The sequence below is a fragment of the Brevibacterium aurantiacum genome (assembly GCF_003932995.1).
Classification (GTDB): domain Bacteria; phylum Actinomycetota; class Actinomycetes; order Actinomycetales; family Brevibacteriaceae; genus Brevibacterium; species Brevibacterium aurantiacum.
The window spans coordinates 1745532-1764286 of sequence record NZ_CP025333.1; the positions used below are offsets into that span (position 1 = coordinate 1745532).

Annotated in this window: 14 protein-coding genes; 11 read left to right on the plus strand and 3 right to left on the minus strand. The window is 62.0% G+C overall.

Annotated elements, in window-relative coordinates:
- Positions 1 to 7: 7 nt before the first annotated feature.
- Positions 8 to 664, plus strand: coding sequence for an MBL fold metallo-hydrolase (locus CXR25_RS08105; RefSeq protein ID WP_125240509.1), 657 nt, complete (start codon positions 8 to 10; stop codon positions 662 to 664).
- Between the two features lie 17 nt (positions 665 to 681).
- On the opposite strand, the gene CXR25_RS08110 is transcribed toward CXR25_RS08105, so the two are convergent.
- Positions 682 to 1221 carry a hypothetical protein gene (locus CXR25_RS08110; protein WP_069599993.1) on the minus strand — a complete coding sequence of 180 codons (540 nt, stop codon included), beginning with the start codon at positions 1219 to 1221 and terminating at the stop codon, positions 682 to 684.
- A gap of 299 nt (positions 1222 to 1520) precedes the next feature.
- On the opposite strand from CXR25_RS08110, the gene CXR25_RS08115 reads away from it, so the two are divergent.
- From CXR25_RS08115 to CXR25_RS08145, 7 genes are all read left to right on the plus strand, one after another.
- Positions 1521 to 3326, plus strand: coding sequence for an ABC transporter family substrate-binding protein (locus CXR25_RS08115; protein ID WP_096167041.1), 1806 nt, complete (start codon positions 1521 to 1523; stop codon positions 3324 to 3326).
- Between the two features lie 104 nt (positions 3327 to 3430).
- Entirely contained in the window at positions 3431 to 4975 is a 1545-nt protein-coding gene (locus CXR25_RS08120) for an ABC transporter permease (RefSeq protein WP_096167039.1), read from the plus strand.
- Positions 4972 to 6003 carry an ABC transporter permease gene (locus tag CXR25_RS08125; RefSeq protein ID WP_096167036.1) on the plus strand — a complete coding sequence of 344 codons (1032 nt, stop codon included), beginning with the start codon at positions 4972 to 4974 and terminating at the stop codon, positions 6001 to 6003. Before CXR25_RS08120 ends, CXR25_RS08125 begins: the two co-directional genes overlap by 4 nt.
- Positions 6003 to 7943: an ABC transporter ATP-binding protein gene (locus tag CXR25_RS08130; protein WP_096167035.1), complete on the plus strand. Its 1941-nt coding sequence runs from the start codon at positions 6003 to 6005 to the stop codon at positions 7941 to 7943. Before CXR25_RS08125 ends, CXR25_RS08130 begins: the two co-directional genes overlap by 1 nt.
- A gap of 228 nt (positions 7944 to 8171) precedes the next feature.
- Positions 8172 to 10082, plus strand: coding sequence for a translational GTPase TypA (typA, locus tag CXR25_RS08135; RefSeq protein ID WP_009881698.1), 1911 nt, complete (start codon positions 8172 to 8174; stop codon positions 10080 to 10082).
- Between the two features lie 16 nt (positions 10083 to 10098).
- Positions 10099 to 11451, plus strand: coding sequence for a PIG-L family deacetylase (locus CXR25_RS08140; protein ID WP_226829485.1), 1353 nt, complete (start codon positions 10099 to 10101; stop codon positions 11449 to 11451).
- Between the two features lie 13 nt (positions 11452 to 11464).
- Positions 11465 to 13222, plus strand: coding sequence for a VanW family protein (locus CXR25_RS08145; RefSeq protein WP_125240510.1), 1758 nt, complete (start codon positions 11465 to 11467; stop codon positions 13220 to 13222).
- Positions 13223 to 13251: 29 nt separating this feature from the next.
- Here CXR25_RS08145 and CXR25_RS08150 read toward each other — a convergent pair whose 3' ends face one another.
- A complete protein-coding gene (locus CXR25_RS08150; protein WP_125240511.1) occupies positions 13252 to 14325 on the minus strand; it encodes a GNAT family N-acetyltransferase in 1074 nt (357 codons plus the stop codon).
- Positions 14326 to 14526: 201 nt separating this feature from the next.
- Here CXR25_RS08150 and fdxA point away from each other — a divergent pair, with 201 nt between their 5' ends.
- From fdxA to CXR25_RS08165, 3 genes are all read left to right on the plus strand, one after another.
- Entirely contained in the window at positions 14527 to 14850 is a 324-nt protein-coding gene (gene fdxA / locus CXR25_RS08155; protein ID WP_009881702.1) for a ferredoxin, read from the plus strand.
- A 3-nt stretch (positions 14851 to 14853) separates the two neighbouring features.
- Positions 14854 to 15990 (plus strand): succinyldiaminopimelate transaminase, encoded by a 1137-nt coding sequence (gene dapC, locus CXR25_RS08160; RefSeq protein WP_125240512.1) that lies wholly within the window; start codon positions 14854 to 14856, stop codon positions 15988 to 15990.
- A 205-nt stretch (positions 15991 to 16195) separates the two neighbouring features.
- Entirely contained in the window at positions 16196 to 17479 is a 1284-nt protein-coding gene (locus CXR25_RS08165) for a citrate synthase (RefSeq protein WP_009881704.1), read from the plus strand.
- A gap of 329 nt (positions 17480 to 17808) precedes the next feature.
- Here the strand turns inward: CXR25_RS08165 and dapD are convergent, their stop codons facing one another.
- The gene (gene dapD / locus CXR25_RS08170) at positions 17809 to 18753 is read right to left on the minus strand and encodes a 2,3,4,5-tetrahydropyridine-2,6-dicarboxylate N-succinyltransferase (protein ID WP_009881705.1); all 945 of its coding nucleotides are present in this window, start codon (positions 18751 to 18753) and stop codon (positions 17809 to 17811) included.
- Positions 18754 to 18755 lie beyond the last annotated feature (2 nt).

An 18755-nucleotide genomic window follows, 5' to 3' on the forward strand; every position in this document is an offset into this window, starting at 1 on the left:
ACCGACAATGACGAACACTATCGAAACCGAACACGTCGTCATCCGCAGCATCGCAGTGTCCGAGATGGCGAACAACGTCTACCTGATCACGGCCAAGGAATCAGGGTCCCAGGTCCTCATCGACGCAGCCGACGATGCTGAGGCGATCAAGGATCTCATCGCCTCGGGGACCGAGGACACCTCGGCAGATCCTGAGCTGCACGCGATCATCACCACACACCAGCACTGGGATCATATTCGGGCTCTTCCGGCCACCTCGGCGGAGTTCCCCGACGCGATGACGATCGCAGGCAGCGATGATGCGGAGGCGATCACAGCGGCTGAGGGCGTAGAGATCACGCGAACGGTCGACCACCTCGACGTCGGAGACTTCGGCGGCTTCGTCCTGCAGGCGATCGTCCTCCGCGGTCACACGCCGGGATCGATCGCCCTGCTGCTGCGCGACGGGGGAGAGACGATCCTCTTCTCAGGAGATTCGCTGTTCCCCGGTGGACCCGGCAAGACCTGGAGCACAGAGGACTTCACCTCCCTGATGGACGATCTGGAGGAGCGGGTCTTCGACCAGCTGCCCGATGAGACGAAGGTGCTGCCCGGGCACGGTGATGACACGGCGTTGGGCGAGGAACGTCCGAAGCTGGCCGAATGGCGCGAACGCGGCTGGTGATCAGTCGGAACAGCTGATCAGCTGGGCAGGGCGGCGAAGCCGATGCCTGCCCAGATGATGGCAGCCACAAGTGCGGCGATGATGCCGAAATTCCACGTAGTGGTGATGGTGCGTTCGCCGCGAGGGTTCGCCAGCTCCTCGTCACTGAGGCCGGAGTAGCGGTCGAGCACGGTATCGACAGCGGGATTTGGATTGTCCATCAGCCTGCGAATGCCGTGCTCGTCCTTCTCCATCTTCTTACCCCGGCTGGCCAAGGGCCACGACGAGAAGATCTTCTCATGGGTGCGCACTCCGAGCCCGAAGTGGATATCAAACCCGTCGACGAGGTTCCAGGGGATGCGCACCGACTTGAGGGGATTGATCAGTGAGATCTCCTTGTGCCCAAGTTCGACGCGGGGGAACCGGTAAAGGGCATAGACGGCCGTGATGATGGCGACTGGGATTCCCGCCACAGCCAGGCCTCGTGTGGTGAAGTCTCCGACGATGATCGAGCCGATTCCGATCACGCAGAGCGCAGCGATGACGAAGAAGAGAACCGTCGAACTCGTCGTGCGCACTATGGTGGGCTGACCGTTCCCTGAATTGGGACCTATCTCACTGTTAAGCACCTCAACATCCTATCCACTGAGACTGGCTGTTACGTGCATGTTTCCTTGGTCTCGAAACGGTAACGATTGTGATAATTGCTCAGTATGTGGACTCAGTCACACTCTCCGGTGAATTAACTTTGAGGCATTCCATGTGAAAAACATGAACGCGCTCACACTCCCGACCAGGGATTGATCGGGCGCAACACGCCCTGACCTGTGGGCGTGGCTACAAGGGCGAAACAGCCTCATGACAACAAGGAGAGAACGTGAACAAGCGCTTCCTCGCGGCCGGAGCCTCAGTTGCCGCAGCAGCAATGGTGCTCACTGCGTGCACACCCCCCGGCGGCGGAGACGATGAGAAGTCGTCAGAGAAATCAAGCGTCAATATCGGATGGAACGAATCCTTCCGTTCGATGAACACATTGACGGCTAACGGCAACGCCACATCGAACGCCATTCTCACCTACATGATGAATGACAACTTCGGGTACTACGACGGCGAGCTCGAGGTCCAGGACGGATCTCTGGGCAAGGTCGAGCAGGTCTCCGAAGACCCTCTGAAGGTCAAGTACACCTTCAATGACGACGCCAAATGGTCCGATGGCACCCCGGTCGACGCAGCCGACTTGGCTCTGACCTGGGCCGGCACCTCGGCGAACTTCAACACAGTCGAGCAGAACAACGCTGACGACGGATCGGTCAAGGAGAACGACGCGAAGACCGTCTACTTCGACTCGTCCACCGCAGGTTCCGCACTCGTCAAGGACTTCCCGGAGATCTCCGATGACGGCAAGGAGATCACCCTCACCTACTCCAAGCCCTATGCTGACTGGCAGACCGAATTCGGCACTGGTGCCGATGGCGTCGGTGTTCCCGCGCACATCGTGGCGAAGAAGGCTCTCGGCGTCGACGATGCCGAAAAGGGCAAGCAGGCGATCCTCAAGGCGATCAAGGACAAGGACACCAAGAAGCTGTCCAAGATCTCGAACACCTGGAACACCGGCTTCGACTTCACCTCGATGCCCAAGGACAAGGACCTCCTCGTCCACAACGGCCCGTACAAGATGACCAAGTTCGAAGAGGGCCAGTACGTCACTCTCGAGCTCGACGACAAGTACACAGGCCCGGTCAAGCCGAAGGTCGACACCGTCACGGTTCGCTACAACGGCGATCCGATGGCCATGATCCAGGCCATCGAAAACGGTGAGGTCGACATGACCCAGCCACAGGCCACGGCTGACGTCCTCTCCGCAGCTGAAGACCTCGACGGCGTCACCGTCGACGCGGCAGACGGCGCAACCTATGAGCACGTGGACTTCACCTTCGACAACAAGGGTCCCTTCGACCCCGAGGCCCACGGCGGCGACAAGGAGAAGGCCAAGAAGGTTCGCCAGGCGTTCCTTAAGACCGTTCCCCGTGAGGACATCGTCGAAAAGATCATCAAGCCTCTCAACGACAAGGCCGTCACCCGCGACTCCTACTCGCAGGTCCCAGGTTCCCCGATGTACGACGCGATCACCAAGGAGAACGGCGTTACCGCCGCCACCGATGTCGACATCGACGCAGCGAAGAAGCTCCTCAAAGAGGCTGGCGCAGATGCGCCCAAGGTTCGCGTGATGTACGACAACACGAACTCACGCCGTCAGCAGGAGTTCCAGCTGATCAAGGAATCGGCCGAGAAAGCCGGCTTCAAGATCGAAGACGTCGGAGACGTCAACTGGGGCACCCGCCTCGGCGATGGCACCTACGATGTCTCGCTGTTCGGCTGGCAGTCCGAGGGCACCGGAGTGACTGAGAACGATGCGAACTTCCGCACCGGCGCTCAGAACAACTACGGCGGCTACTCCAACAAGAAGATGGACAAGATCCTCGACAAGCTCCTCGTATCCAAGGAAGAGGATCAGGAGAAGCTGCTCGTCGACATGGAGAAGCAGCTGAGTGAGGACGCCTTCGGTGCACCGATCTTCCAGTTCCCTGAGCTGACGATCTACCGCGACAAGGTCAAGAACGTGAAGTCCACGGCCGTGTCACCAACCATGTTCTGGAACTACTGGGAGTGGGAGACCAACTGATCCGCGACTGACGCGGTCGGTTCTCCTTCACCCCTAGCTGCTGTGGGGATCACTCTGTGATCCCCACAGCGGCGTTTTCGGAAGATTGAAACGGACACCACCCAATGACAAGATTCATCCTCAGACGACTCCTTTCAACAGCACTCGTGCTCTTGGTCGTGACCTTCGTCCTCTATCTCCTGCTCAACGTCGCCCTCGACTTCTTCTGGGACCTGCGCTCGAGCACCTCTCCCAACATCGAGTCACTCTACGAGTCCCGTCGCAGGCTCCTCGACCTCGACACCCCCGCAATCGTGCGCTACTTCAAGTGGCTGGCCGGTGTGGGCGGTTGCGTGGTCGGACAATGCGACTTCGGCATCGCCTGGAAGTCTGGCCAAGAGGTCACCTCGCAGCTCCAGGGAGCGATCGTCAACACGGTCAAGCTCATCACCGCATCGACGATCGTGGCCATCGTGCTCGGCATCGCCGTGGGAATGGTCTCCGCGATTCGTCAGTACTCGGGCTTCGACTACTTCATCACCTTCGTCTCGTTCCTCCTCTACTCGCTGCCCGTATTCTGGGTCGCTGTTCTGCTCAAGCAGTACGGCGCGATCGAGATCAACAACTTCATCAACGACCCGACGCTGAGCAGCTGGGTACCGATCATCCTCGTCTGCATTGCGATGGGACTGTTCTGGATGGGTGCTCTGGGCGGCAGCGGCAAACGCAGACTCATCACCTTCCTCGCTGCCACAGTGATCACCTTCGCCACGATCTACTACATTCTGGCCAGCGGTTGGCTGCAGCACCCGAGCATCGGCATCGTGGGAATCGTCGTCATCGGCCTCGGCGCTGCCGTTGTCATGACCTTCCTGTCGACGGGCCTGAAGAACAAGCGAGTCCTCTACGCGTCTCTGACGATGGCCGTCATCGGAGCCCTGCTCTATATGCCGCTGCAGTACCTCTTCTACTACCAGGAGATGAACTGGCTGTGGATGCTCGGACTCCTCATCGTCACGATCGGTGTGGCCGTCGGCGTGGGTCTGGCCTTCCGCGGTCCCGATCCCTGGGACACGGTCCGCACGACGTTCTTCACCGGCCTGATCATCGCCGTCCTCATCTTCGCCGACCGTGTGCTGCAGGGGTGGGGGGACTACTCCGACCAGCCTGCGATCAACAACCGACCGATTGCGACGATCGGCGCATCGACGCCGAACCTTGAGGGCGATTTCTGGATAGCGAACCTTGACACGTTCACTCACCTGCTCCTCCCGTCGATCGCCCTGATCCTCATCTCCTTCGCTTCATACACCCGCTACACACGCGGTTCGATGCTCGAGGTCATGGGACAGGACTACATCCGCACGGCACGGGCCAAGGGCCTCAACGAGCGTACGGTCGTCATGCGCCACGCACTGCGCAATGCTCTGCTGCCGTTGGCATCGATCATTCCCGTCGACATCATCACCATGATCGGCGGTGCCGTCATCACGGAGACGATCTTCGGCTGGAACGGTATGGGCAAGCTCTTCATCGATTCGATGAGACAGTCCGAACTCGATCCGATCATGGCCTACATCCTCATCACCGGCCTGCTCGCCATCATCGCCAACCTCGTCGCGGACTTCCTCTACGCAGTCCTCGACCCCAGAATCCGAGTGAACGCATGAGTACCAACAACGATAATCAGAATGCTCTCGCCTCCGACGACGTCGGGGACAATGCGATCGAAGCCAAGGAAACCGAAGGTCTGTCTCAGGGCAAGATCGTCTTCCGCAAGTTCCTCCGCCACAAGGGCGCGATGATCAGCATCGGAGTCTTCGCCTTCGTCGCCCTCTTCGCCTTCTCATCGGTGGGCTTCGGTCCGATCCCGGGATGGTGGATCTACAATCACACCGCCTCGGGCCCGATCGTCAACGCCGGAGGCGCGCCGACCTGGTCCTTCTCGAACTTCTTCTCGCTGGGTGACCATCCCTTCGGGCAGGACGAGATCGGACGTGACAACTTCGCCCGGGTGATGAAGGGGACGCAGATCTCCATCATCGTCATGATCATCATCGGCCTGGTCTGCCTAGTCATCGGCACAATCGTGGGTGCAGTCGCCGGTTACTATCGCGGGTGGATCGATTCCCTGCTGATGCGCATCACGGATGGTTTCATCATCTTGCCCGTCATCGTCATCGGCTCGATCCTCGGCAAGATGGTCGGGGGCGCGAACGGGCCACTGCTCGGCCTGGCCTTGGGTGCGATCCTGTGGACCGGCCTGGCACGACTCGTCCGCGGTGACTTCATGTCCCTGCGCGAACGCGAATTCGTCGATTCGGCTCGCGTGGCCGGAGCCAGCGACTTCCGCATCATGTTCAAACACATGTTGCCCAACGCCATGGGGGTCATCATCGTCAATACGACGCTGGTGATGAGCCAGGCGATCGTGCTTGAAGCGGCGCTGAGCTATCTCGGCTTCGGCATCCAGGCGCCCGGAATCTCCCTGGGCCAGCTCATCAGCGAATACCAGACCTCCTTCGCCACTCGTCCGTGGCTGTTCTGGTGGCCAGGTCTGTTCATCATCGTCATTGCTCTGTGTGTGAACTTCATCGGCGACGGTCTACGCGATGCGTTCGACCCCCGAATGAAGACCATTCCGAGCTGGAGGAAGATGAAGAAGGCCGAGCGCATGACCCAGAAAGAGGCGAAGTGATGACTGAACAGACAAACACAGCTAAATCACCGGTCCTCGACGTCAAGGACCTGGGAGTGAACTTCTGGGTCAACGACGAATGGTGGATGGCCGCCGAAGATCTCAACTACACAGTTAACGCTGGTGAAGTGCTGGCGATCGTGGGAGAGTCGGGTTCCGGCAAATCACAGTCGAGCATGTCACTGCTCGGTCTGCTGCCCAGCAACGGCAGGGCCACCGGCTCGGCGAAGATGGGCGGGACCGAACTCATCGGCATGCCGCCGGAGAAGATGCAGCAGATCCGCGGAAACGAGATCTCGGTCATCTTCCAGGAGCCGATGACCGCACTCAACCCGGTCTACACTGCGGGCTTCCAGATCGTGGAGACGCTGCGCGTCCACCTCGACGTCGGACCCACAGAGGCCAAAGAGCGCGCTCTCGAGCTCATGCGTCTCGTCGAGATCCCGGACCCGGAGGAGCGGTTCCATTCGTTCCCCCACCAGCTTTCGGGCGGGCAGCGTCAGCGCATCATGATCGCTCAGGCTCTGGCCTGCCAGCCCAAGCTGCTCATCGCCGATGAGCCGACGACGGCTCTGGACGTCACCGTCCAGGCTGAGATCCTCAAGCTCATGCGTGAGCTGAAGTCGAAGCTCGATGCCGGCATCATCCTCATCACCCATGACATGGGTGTGGTCGCCGATATGGCTGATCGCATGATTGTGATGAAGGCTGGTCGTGTCGTCGAATCTGGCAATGCGGAAGAGATCTTCTACAACCCGCAGCATCCGTACACGAAGCAGCTCCTCGAAGCTGTGCCGCACCTCGGCACGGCGATTGAGGGGGAGGCCTTCGGTGCCGATCTCGCCGGTGTCGAGGACTCGGCCGTCGTCCACGAAACGGAAGCCTCCCACGGCACCGCCGACGACGTCACGACGGGCGGCAATGACGGTGGAGCGCACCCGCCGAAGTCGACTCTCAGCCCGATGGTGACCGAGGGCGGAACAGACCGGGTCTCGGGCCTGGCCGAGGCCGCGGAGGCAGCCGGGGAGTCCAAGCATGCCCACGACATCGAGATGGACTCCACGGAGACCTACTACCATCCCGGGTCTCAGGCTGACTTCTCGAAGCCTTCTGCACTGCAGCTGCGCGATGCTGCGATCGAATATCCGGCGATCGGACGGAAGAAGGCCTTCCGCGCCGCACACCACATCAATCTGATGATCGCTCCCGGCGAGGTCGTGGGATTGGTCGGTGAATCCGGTTCGGGCAAAACGACGATCGGTCGTGCTGCCTTGGGACTTCTGCCCACCGTCGAAGGCGATATGGTCGTCAACGGCAAGAGCATCAAGGGCCTGAGCAACAAGGCGATGCGACCGCTGCGCAAGGAAGTCGGGATCGTGTTCCAGGACCCTGGTTCCTCGCTCAACCCGCGTCTGCCCGTCGGTGAGTCCATCGGGGAACCTCTCTACCTCCACGAGGGGATGAAGGGGCCAGCACTGAGCAAGCGCGTCGAAGAGCTGCTCACCGCCGTCGAGCTGCCCACATCGATGCGCAACCGCTATCCGCACGAGCTCTCCGGCGGTCAACGGCAGCGCATCGGCATCGCCCGTGCGCTGACTCTGAGGCCGAAGCTGCTCATCGCCGATGAGCCGACATCGGCCCTCGACGTTTCGGTGCAGGCCAAGGTCCTCGACCTGTTCGAGGGTCTGCAGCAGGAATACGGATTCGCGTGCCTGTTCATCAGCCACGACCTGGCAGTCATCGAACGCATCGCCTCGCGTATCGCCGTGATGCGTCACGGGTACTTGGTCGAGATCGGGAAGAGCTCGCAGGTCGTCGCCAACCCGGTTCATCCCTACACCAAGCGGCTGCTGTCCGCGGTCCCAGTTCCGGACCCGCGCGAACAGCGCAAGCGACGCGAAGCCAGGGACGCTGTTCTGGAGGCCACGGCCAACGCCTGATCCTCAGGCAGTCCAGCTGGCCTACGTGATAATTCGGTGGTCGCAGCGGACGAGTCAGATGCGCTTTCGGGCGGATTCTCACTCGCCGCTGCGACCACCGAATGCATTCACGCTCGCATTCTTCATGCCCGACTTTGCACACCACCTGTCATTTCCGGTAAGCGTGTGGCCGTATAATGGTCTGTTGGGTCCGCACCGGACCAATCTCTCTAGCTCATAAGGTTCTTGATGACTGAAGCCATCACGCGTCGGGAAAACCGCCGCAACGTCGCAATCGTCGCCCACGTCGACCACGGCAAGACCACTCTGGTCGATGCCATGCTCCGCCAGACCGGTGTGTTCAGCGAACACGGTGATTTTGCTGAACGCGTCATGGACTCCGGCGACCTCGAACGCGAGAAGGGCATCACCATTCTCGCGAAGAACACCTCGGTTCTCTACAACGGACCGTCAGCCGGTGACGACCCCATCGTCATCAACGTCATCGACACGCCGGGTCACGCTGACTTCGGCGGAGAGGTCGAGCGCGGCCTGTCCATGGTCGACGGCGTGGTTCTCCTCGTCGACGCATCCGAGGGCCCTCTGCCCCAGACCCGCTTCGTGCTGCGCAAGGCGCTGGCCGCGAAGCTGCCGGTCATCCTCTTGATCAACAAGACCGACCGTGCCGATGCTCGCATCGACGGAGTCGTCGAAGAGGCCCAGGACCTGCTCCTCGGTCTCGCCTCCGACCTCGCGGACGAAGTTCCCGACCTCGATGTCGACTCGGTCCTCGACGTGCCTACCGTCTTCGCTGCGGCCAAGGTCGGCGCCGCTTCGCTCGAGCAGCCCGCTGATGGAGAAGCTCCGTCGAACCCGGACCTCGAGCCGCTGTTCAAGACGATCCTCGAGACCATCCCGGCTCCTGAGATCAACGATGACGACATCCTTCAGGCCCACGTGACCAACCTGGATGCCTCGCCGTTCCTCGGCCGTCTTGCTCTGCTGCGTATCTTCGGCGGCACCTTGCGCAAGGGCCAGCAGGTCGCCTGGGCTCGTGGCGATGACATCAGCTCGGTCAAGATCACCGAGCTCCTGGAGACTCAGGGCCTCGACCGTGTCCCGGCCACCGAGGCATCTGCCGGCGATATCGTCGCCGTGGCAGGCATCCCCGACATCATGATCGGTGACACGCTCACCGACCTGAACAACCCGAAGCCCCTGCCTGCGATCACAATCGATGATCCTGCGATCTCGATGACCATCGGCATCAACACCTCGCCTCTGGCAGGTCGCGAAAAGGGCACCAAGGTCACCGCACGCATGGTCAAGGATCGTCTTGACCAGGAACTCGTCGGCAACGTCTCGCTCAAGGTTCTGCCCACCGAACGTCCCGACGCCTGGGAAGTCCAGGGACGCGGCGAGCTCGCGCTGGCCATCCTCGTCGAGCAGATGCGTCGTGAAGGCTTCGAACTCACCGTCGGCAAGCCTCAGGTTGTCACCAAGAAGATCGACGGCAAGGTCCACGAGCCGTTCGAAGAGCTGCAGATCGACGTGCCTGAGGACTACCTCGGTGCCGTCACGCAGCTCCTGGCCAGCCGCAAGGGTGTCATGTCGACCATGACCAACCACGGCACCGGCTGGGTCCGCATGGAATTCACCGTCCCCGCACGCGGGCTCATCGGCTTCCGTACCCGGTTCCTCACCGAGACCCGCGGAACCGGCATCGCCAACTCCTTCTCCGCAGGCTATGGACCCTGGGCCGGCAACATCGAGTTCCGCACCAACGGATCCCTCGTGGCCGACCGCCCAGGTTCTGTGACTCCCTACGCGATGATCAACCTGCAGGAACGCGGCACCTTCTTCGTCCAGCCCACTTCGGAGGTCTATACCGGCCAGATCGTCGGCGAGAACTCCCGCGCAGACGACATGGACGTCAACATCACGAAGGAGAAGAAGCTGACGAACATGCGTTCGGCCTCGGCGGACTCCTTCGAGAACCTCGTCCCGCCGCGCAAGCTGACGCTTGAGGAAAGCCTCGAATTCGCCCGTGAGGACGAATGCGTCGAGGTCACCCCCGGGACAGTGCGCATCCGCAAGCTGGAACTCGACCCGAAGGAACGCGCGAAGACCTACGCCAAGCTGCGTAAACAGAACGCGTGAGTTCCACCAACCCAGCATGACCACAAGCACTCAGGACCCCATGGCCGTCGTTCCCCGCATCCTCTTCGTGCACGCTCATCCCGATGATGAGACGATCACGACCGGAGGCACAATCGCCGCACTTGTCGGCGAGGGAGCGCGGGTCACGGTCCTGAGTGCCACTCGTGGTGAGGACGGCGAGGTCATCCCCGCCGACCTCAAAGGCTTGGAAGGCAATCGTGCCGGACTCGCCCGCGTCCGGGAAGCCGAGGTCGCTGAGGCGATGGCTGCCTTGGGCGTGCGTGAGCACCTGTTCCTGGGCGGCAGCGCCCACACCTTCGAAGACTCCGGGATGGAGTGGGGCCCTGACGGTCATGCCGTCGCCGCCTCGACCATGCCCGCCAACGCACTCTGCGCTGCCGAACTTTCGACCGTGTCCCGCTACATCGCCGCCGTCATCGACGAGGTCCGCCCCCATGCGGTCATCACCTATGCCGCCAACGGCGGTTACGGCCACCCCGACCACGTGCGCGTTCACGAGGCTACTGTGGCCGCCGTCGACCTCGCAGCTTGGAGAGCCGGACGGCTGCTGTTCGTCGATGTCCCCGCCGAGGTGGCTCACGAGACATTCGACGCGAATCAGCCCGGATTCGCCGAAACCGGCTTCTCGCCAGCTCAGACGATCCCCACCAAACCGCCCGTGAGCGAGATCGTCATCGCCCAGGACATCTCCTCGGTTCTCGGCGCCAAACGCAGCGCCTTGGCCGCTCACCGCACCCAGGTGGCGGTCTCCGGCGGGTTCTTCGCACTGTCGAACGGCATCGGCATGAAGATCGTCGACCATGAGTACTACTCCATCGGTGCCGGAACACCCATCTCGGCCCAGAGGCTTCGATCAGGACCTGCACCTCATGTGCTCACGGACCTCGACATCGCTGCCTGCGAAACCCAGACCCCCAGCGCTGTCGGTGCAGCACCCCTGCGCCGGCGACGTCGAGAGCCCAAGAAGCCAGGGTTCTTCGCCTATGCCCATGCTGTTGTCTTAGCTGTGCTCATCGGCTTCCTCGGGGCCATGCAGCACCTCAACGTGAGCGTGTTCGACCTCGCCGGTGCCACGGTCATCCTGCCCTGGGGACTCGTACTGTCCCTGCTGCTGGCCGCCTGCGGACTCTGGCACCTCAAGACCATGTACTTAAGCTCCTCTCCGATGCTTGTGGCCGCACTTGTCATCGTCATCCTCTCCTATGTCCTCGGCCAGCCGACGTGGCTGCCTGGCGCGGACATCATCGTGACCGGAACGCTGCGCTCGGCGGCCTGGCTGATCGGTCCGATGTTCATCGCCGCAATCCTCGCGTTCATCAAGGTGCGGCGGCCCACAGCAGCCCGTTAGAATCGGGAGAACTATGCCGACGCAGACACTGTCCCACCCCTCACCGAACCCCGGCGGCCGCCCGCAGGGCACCGCGGAGACTCCGAAGCGGAGACCGTGGCTCATCGCCGGGTTCATCGTGCTGGTCCTGGCCGTCCTCTACCTGGTCATCGGATTCCTCACCGGACGCGTGCTGTCGCCCGGAACGACTGTCGCCGGCGTCGACATCGGCGGCAAGTCCACCACCTCCGCGGAATCGACCCTGCGTGAAGAGCTGGGTGAGACAGCGGGGGAGAAGATCGAACTCAAGGCGGGCAAGCCCACTGCCGCCCTCGACCCTGAGAAAGCCGGGGTCGGCTTCGACATCTCGGAGACCATCAGCCGAGCCACCGGCTTCACCCTCAACCCCGTCATCATCTGGGACCGCCTCTTCGGCGATGACGAAATCGAACCGGTCATCAGCATCGACGATGAGAAATTCGAGGACGCCACCGGCAAGGTCACGGAATCACTCAAGTTCGAACCCGTCGACGCCGAAGTCAGCTACGTCAAAGCCAAGCCCGAGGTCAAGGACGGCACCGATGGTCAGAGCGTCGACGCCGAACAGGTGCGCACAGCCATCAAGGACTCGTGGCTGCGTACCGAAGGGCCGCTGCCGGTCACAGCTGCCGACGTCGAACCCGACATCACCACTGCCGAGGCGAAAGACGTCGCCGACGGCTTCGCCAAGGATGCAGTGAGTGGAGACCTGACCGTGCGAGCCGAACCCGCGAAAGACGCCTCCTCGGATGTCGACGCCGGAGATATGACGATCAGCCCCGCGACGATCGCGAAGACACTGACCTTCGAGCCCAAGGACTCGAAGCTCACTCCCGTCTTCGACGAGGAGGACCTGCAGAAACGGGTCGTGGCGGCCAACAAGGATGTCGGGAAGCCCGCGAAGGATGCAAGCTTCACGATCAAAGACGGCAAGCCTCAGGTCGTGAAGTCGGAAACGGGAATCGGGATCAAAAAGGACGAGCTGACCACAGCCGTCACTGACGCCATCTCGGGCAAGACCGACAAACCAACCGTCACCCTCGCCTCGGTGGAACCGGACTTCACCACGAAGGATGCGGAGAAGGCTGATGTCTCCGACGTGATGTCCGAATACTCAACCGGCTACTCATCCGAACCCAACCGCGACACCAATCTCAAGGTCGCGGCAAAAAAGGTCTCCGGGACGGTCGTTCAGCCCGGGGAGCAGTTCTCCCTCAACGAGGCCATCGGACAGCGCACAGCAGCAAACGGGTACAAGGCCGCCGGCGTCATCTCGGACGGGCAGATGAAGGAGGACTTCGGAGGGGGAGTCTCGCAGGTATCGACGACACTGTTCAACGCCGCCTTCTTCGCCGGTTTCGAACTGGACGAACACCAAGCTCATTCGCGTTACATCTCCCGCTACCCAGAGGGCCGGGAGGCCACGCTGGACTGGTCGACGATCGACATGAAGTTCACGAACACCTCGAAGCAGCCGGTGGTCCTCGACATGTACCTCTCCGATGGTGAGGTCCACGCAAAGGTATTCGGCGACAAGAAGCTCAAGGTAAAGTCCGATTCCTCTGACCGCTACAACTACAGTTCACCCGGGTCCGTGACCGAGTCGGGACCTGAATGCACGCCTCAGACTCCCAAACAGGGTTGGTCGATCAAGATCACGCGGACGATGGAGGACATCGCCTCGGGCAAGACGACCAGGGACTCATTCGTCACCGTCTACCGTCCGGTGAACAAGGTGGAGTGCAAGGACTGAATCGCTTCAGCCGGAGTCGTTGACGCGACTCAACCGCGACTGGCGTACCAGGACCGGTGACGAACCGTGGCTCCCAGGGATGTGAAGAGGTTCAGGGACGCTTCGTTGCTCGCCTCCACATCAACGAGATACGAACGCACTCCCCGCTGGGACAGCAGTGCCGCCGCGGCGCGGGCCACCGACCGACCTGCTCCTCGCCGGCGCAGGTCGGGGTGGGTGACGAGGTTCGTCAGCACGCCCCATTTGCTGCGTTCGACGATCCGGGCGCTGGCCACCATGGTCCTGCTGCCATCGGGGTGATCGGCATAGGCCGTGACGAACTGACACGGATCGGAAGCTTCGATGAGGCTGCGGAAAGCGTCGGCCGAACCGGGGTCGCGCTCACTCGTCCACGCCGCGTAGTGCATGGGGCTCGGCTCCTCGCTGACGTCGATAGACAGGCCTGGAGCGGCTGCGTCACCGGGATGAGCGGCCCCAGCGGCCGCCTCGGCGGTGGAACCGGCCAGCAGGAAGACGGGCTCACAGGGGGAGTAGCCGCGGGCGGAGAGCAGCGGGGCCAGCCCCTCGCATGCCGGCGCCAGAGTACTGGAGTCATCGGCAGAATAGATCTGGACGCAGCTGGGCTTCTCCCGGGCCGAGTACCAGGCTTCGACGGCGTCGAGGCTCTGCTCCCAGTCCATTCCGGTGTCGGTGACGGGCAGGCAGCTGTTGGCACGTCTGGTCACCGAGTCGGAGCTGCGCAGCAGCCAGCCCTTCTGCAGCAGTCCGATGTCGGCATCGGATTCGGAACTCTCATTGCGCAGGTTCTCCATATGCAGCCAGGAGATGTCAGCAGGTAGCCATGCTGCTGCTGAGATCCGACGCAGATCGACGGCGGAGACAATCTCGTGGGTGCGACCTGATTTGGTCGGTGCCGGGGGCACCTCGTGGACGAGCATGATCTGCTCGCGGGCGATGCGGATCGGTCCGCGTTTGGTCCCGATCTCCACGAACGACTCGTCGGCACTGTTGACGACGCCGAGGGCATCCGAGGTCGAATGCGAATCACCGGGTTCGAGCGAATACCGCACGACCACTCTTTTGCCGGGCTGCAGATCGTCCACTTATCGCCTTCCGCCGAAACGTCCTTGAAGTTCTTGCCACCCCAGCCTAATCCAGCCCCCATCCCCACCACCGCCGACGTGACCGAGGACACGAATGTGAAAGAAGGATCACGTCGACCCGATGGGACCTGACCGGACCGGAAGGCGTAGTCTTAGGCTGTATACGTGCAATCTCGTTGAGTCTTTATAGGAGTCGTACTCGTGACGTACATCATTGCCCAGCCTTGTGTCGATCTGAAGGACAAGGCCTGCGTCGACGAATGTCCGGTCGACTGCATCTATGAAGGTGAGCGCAGCCTCTACATCCACCCGGACGAATGTGTCGATTGTGGCGCCTGCGAACCGGTCTGCCCGGTTGAAGCGATCTTCTACGAAGACGACACACCGGAGGAATGGTCGGAGTACTACAAGGCCAACGTCGAATTCTTCGACGAGCTGGGCTCACCCGGCGGCGCCGCGAAGCTGGGCAACACCGGCTTGGATCACCCGATCATCGCCGCCCTGCCTCTGCAACCTCACGACTGAGCCATGTCTTCACGCTTCGACTCGTCGCGCTTCGGCCTCAATCTGCCCGACTACCCGTGGGACCGACTCACCGAGTTCCGCGATCGGGCCGCACAGCACCCTGATGGGGTCTGCGACCTCTCGATCGGCACACCGGTCGATCCCACTCCTCAGGTGATCCAGTCAGCACTGGCCGCCGCCGGAGACGCCCATGGCTATCCGACGACGGCGGGCACGACCGAACTGCGCGAAGCCATCGCCTGGTGGTATCAGAATTGGCATGGGGTCACACTCGATCCCGCCGCCGAGGTGCTGCCCACGGTCGGTTCGAAGGAGCTTGTCGCGTGGCTGCCCACACTGCTGGGACTGCGCCAGGCTGGTCTGGAAGTGGCCTGCCCATCGGCGGCCTACCCGACCTATGAGATGGGTGCCACGATCGCCGGTGTCGGCTGTCGTCGTCTCGACGCGGCAGACGTTGCCGCCGGTGCCTCCCTGGACGGAATCGGACTGCTGTGGATCAACACCCCTGGCAATCCCACGGGTGAGGTGCTGGACACCGACACCCTCGCCGAGGTGGTCCGCCGTATCCGTGAATCTGGAGTCGTCCTTGCCTCCGATGAGTGCTACGGACTGCTCAACTGGGAATCCGAATCACCGGCTCCGAGCATCCTCAACGTCACCGGCGGAGATCACCACGGTGTTCTCAGCGTGTACTCGATGTCGAAGCAGTCCAACCTCGCCGGGTACCGCGCGGCCTTCGTGACCGGTGACCGCGACCTCATCGGCGACCTCACCAAGTCACGCAAGCACGCCGGAATGATCGTGCCGTTCCCAGTCCAGGCGGCGATGATCGCCGGTCTGCGAGACACTGCTCACGTCACTGAACAGAAGGAGCGCTACCGGGCTCGTCGGGTCCTGCTGCGCAGCGGTCTCGAAGACTACGGATTCCGCATCGATCACTCGAGCGCGGGCCTCTATCTGTGGTCGAGTGCCGACATCAACTGCTGGGATTCGCTGTCCGGGCTGGCCGACATCGGCATCATCGCCGGTCCCGGCGAATTCTATGGTGAGGCGGCTACGGACCATGTGCGCATTGCCCTGACGGCAAGTGATGAGCGCATCGAGGCGGCCGCACGACGGTTGCATGCGGCGGCAGAATGAGCGGTTCTGAGGTCCAAAAGGGTGGACGCTGAGCCTACCGAAATTTGGTTCGAAGAAGCCCAGTAGAGCCAGATCAGACGGGTTACCGAGCAGTTTGAGGGTAGTGCTGGGATTTTCTGATTCTGGCAGTTATCGGTAGTCTTTGAGGGAATTGTGCAAGACACCTCAGGAAGTTCTTGAGGTGGGTCAAAGCTGAGGAGAACATATGCCATCGGATGCGAGTCTGCAGGTCGGGGACACGGAGCTGACGCTGCCCGAGGTGGCATCCTCAGCGGGCAACAACGGATATCGCATCGGTTCGCTGCTGAAAGACACTGGCGCGGTCACCTATGATCCAGGTTTCGCCAATACTGCTTCAAGCTCCTCGTCGATCACCTACATCGACGGTGACGCAGGTGTTCTGCAGTATCGCGGCTATCCCATCGAACAGCTCGCCGAGCATTCCAACTTCGTCGAAGTCAGCTACCTCCTCATTCATGGTGAACTTCCGACACAGGAACAGTACGACGCGTTCGACGGTCGACTGCGCGGACACACCATCGTCCACGAAGACCTGCGTCGCTTCTTCCGCGCCTTCCCCTACGATGCGCATCCGATGCCCATGGTGGCAGCCGCGGTCGCCGCTTTGTCGACTTTCTACCAAGATGACCTCGATGTCTTTGACGAAGGTCAGGTCGACACCTCGACGTTCCGTCTGCTCGCGAAGATGCCGACGATCGCTGCACTGGCCCACCGCAAGAACATGGGTCTGCCGGTCATCCACCCGGACAACTCCCTGAGCCTCGTGGAGAACTTCCTGCGCGTGAACTTCGGAGTGCCGGCAGAGGACTACGAGCCCGATCCGCTGGCCGTCAAAGCCATGGACCAGCTCTTCATCCTCCACGCCGACCACGAGCAGAACTGCTCGACCTCGACGGTTCGTCTCGTCGGCTCGTCACAGGCCAACCTGTTCCAGTCGATCTCGGCCGGCGTCAACGCTCTGGCCGGCCCGCTGCACGGTGGCGCCAACTCTGCTGTGCTGACGATGCTCGAGGAGATCTCGGCTTCTGATGACGGACCCGAGAAGTTCATGGAACGCGTGAAGAACAAGGAAGACGGCGTTCGTCTCATGGGCTTCGGACACCGCGTGTACAAGAACTACGACCCGCGTGCGAAGATCATCAAGAAGACCGCTGATGAGGTCCTGGCACGCTCCGGCGGTGACCCGCTGCTTGAGGTGGCTCAGAAGCTCGAAGAGATCGCTCTGGCCGATGACTACTTCGTCGAGCGCAAGCTCTACCCGAACGTGGACTTCTACACCGGTCTGATCTACAAGGCCCTCGGATTCCCCACCAACATGTTCACGGTGCTCTTCGCCGTCGGCCGTCTGCCGGGCTGGATCGCACAGTGGCGCGAGATGATCAACGATCCCGAGACCAAGATCGGCCGTCCGCGCCAGATCTACACGGGTGCCTACTCCCGCGACTACAAGGAAATGAACGAGCGCTGATCGCATCCGCGATCGCGCGGCTGGTCTCAACCAGTATCGCGACTCGTAATGCATACCGCGACTCTTAACCGGCACCGCCGTTCGCAATAGGCACCGCCGGTCATATACGCCCTACACTCAGCACCGCTTCACCCCTTTGGGAGAAGGTGGTTTGCAGCCGAGTGTAGGGCGTATTGTCATGTCTGCTCGAGCCGCACGCTCACGACGACAGCGCGGGGCTGACGTACGACACACGCTCACCACGGGTTGAGGCACGACGTAAGACTGGCCGAGACAGCACGAGGGCGCACCCACTTTCGTGGACGCGCCCGAGTTGATGTTGCTGTTGCTCAGTGCAGGTCGGGGTTGAGCTCGATTCCCTTGGATGTGCGTGAGATCGCCTCGACGGCTCCGGTGACGGAGTTGCGGCGGAACAGGATGTTGTTCTGGCCGCTGAGTTCGGAGGCCTTGACGACCGACTCGTCTTCACCGGGAACGGTGACGCGAGTTCCGGCCGTGATGTAGAGACCAGCTTCGACGATGCAGTCATCGCCGATGGAGATACCCACACCGGAGTTGGCGCCCAGCAGGCTGCCGTTGCCGATCGAGATGCGGTGTGTACCGCCGCCGGAGAGCGTGCCCATGATGGAGGCACCGCCGCCGATGTCGGAGCCGTCGCCGACGACGACACCCTGGGAGATGCGTCCCTCGACCATGGCCGAGCCCAATGTGCCGGCGTTGAAGTTGACGAAGCCCTCATGCATGACGGTCGTCCCCGCAGCCAGGTGTGCGCCGAGGCGAACACGGTCCGCATCGGCGATACGCACACCGGAGGGGATGACGAAGTCGGTCATGCGCGGGAACTTGTCGAGTCCGTAGACGGCGACGGGGCCTTTGGCCATCAGCTTCGCGCGGGTGGCTTCAAAATCCTCCGGCGAGCAGGCGCCAGCGGAGGTCCACACGATATTCGCGAGGTGACCGAAGATGCCGTCGAGGTTGACGTCGTTGGGAACGACCACACGGTGGGAGAGCGCGTGCAGGCGCAGGTAGGCATCGGCTGCCGAAGCGGGACCGGCGTCGAGGTCGATGGTGGTGGTGACGACCTCGGTCCGGGTGCCCCGAGCCTCGTCGGCGGACACGAGGGCATCGAGCCCGTCAGCGTCCGCGCGGGAGGCGGCGGCCGCCTCGGCGGCTTCGAAGGAATCGGCCGTGCTCAGGGTGGGGTACCAGGCGGTGAGGACGGAGTCGTTGTGCAGGGTGGCCAGGCCACGTGCGGAAACTATGCGTTCTGTCATGC

What these genes read in the sequence shown, in the direction of transcription:
- CXR25_RS08105 (WP_125240509.1), top strand. Translation starts at nt 8, where the DNA reads ATGACGAACACTATCGAAACCGAACACGTCGTCATCCGCAGCATCGCA.
- CXR25_RS08120 (WP_096167039.1), top strand. Translation starts at nt 3,431, where the DNA reads ATGACAAGATTCATCCTCAGACGACTCCTTTCAACAGCACTCGTGCTC.
- CXR25_RS08125 (WP_096167036.1), top strand. Translation starts at nt 4,972, where the DNA reads ATGAGTACCAACAACGATAATCAGAATGCTCTCGCCTCCGACGACGTC.
- CXR25_RS08130 (WP_096167035.1), top strand. Translation starts at nt 6,003, where the DNA reads ATGACTGAACAGACAAACACAGCTAAATCACCGGTCCTCGACGTCAAG.
- typA (WP_009881698.1), top strand. Translation starts at nt 8,172, where the DNA reads ATGACTGAAGCCATCACGCGTCGGGAAAACCGCCGCAACGTCGCAATC.
- CXR25_RS08140 (WP_226829485.1), top strand. Translation starts at nt 10,099, where the DNA reads ATGACCACAAGCACTCAGGACCCCATGGCCGTCGTTCCCCGCATCCTC.
- CXR25_RS08145 (WP_125240510.1), top strand. Translation starts at nt 11,465, where the DNA reads ATGCCGACGCAGACACTGTCCCACCCCTCACCGAACCCCGGCGGCCGC.
- dapC (WP_125240512.1), top strand. Translation starts at nt 14,854, where the DNA reads ATGTCTTCACGCTTCGACTCGTCGCGCTTCGGCCTCAATCTGCCCGAC.
- CXR25_RS08165 (WP_009881704.1), top strand. Translation starts at nt 16,196, where the DNA reads ATGCCATCGGATGCGAGTCTGCAGGTCGGGGACACGGAGCTGACGCTG.
- dapD (WP_009881705.1), bottom strand. Translation starts at nt 18,753, where the DNA reads ATGACAGAACGCATAGTTTCCGCACGTGGCCTGGCCACCCTGCACAAC.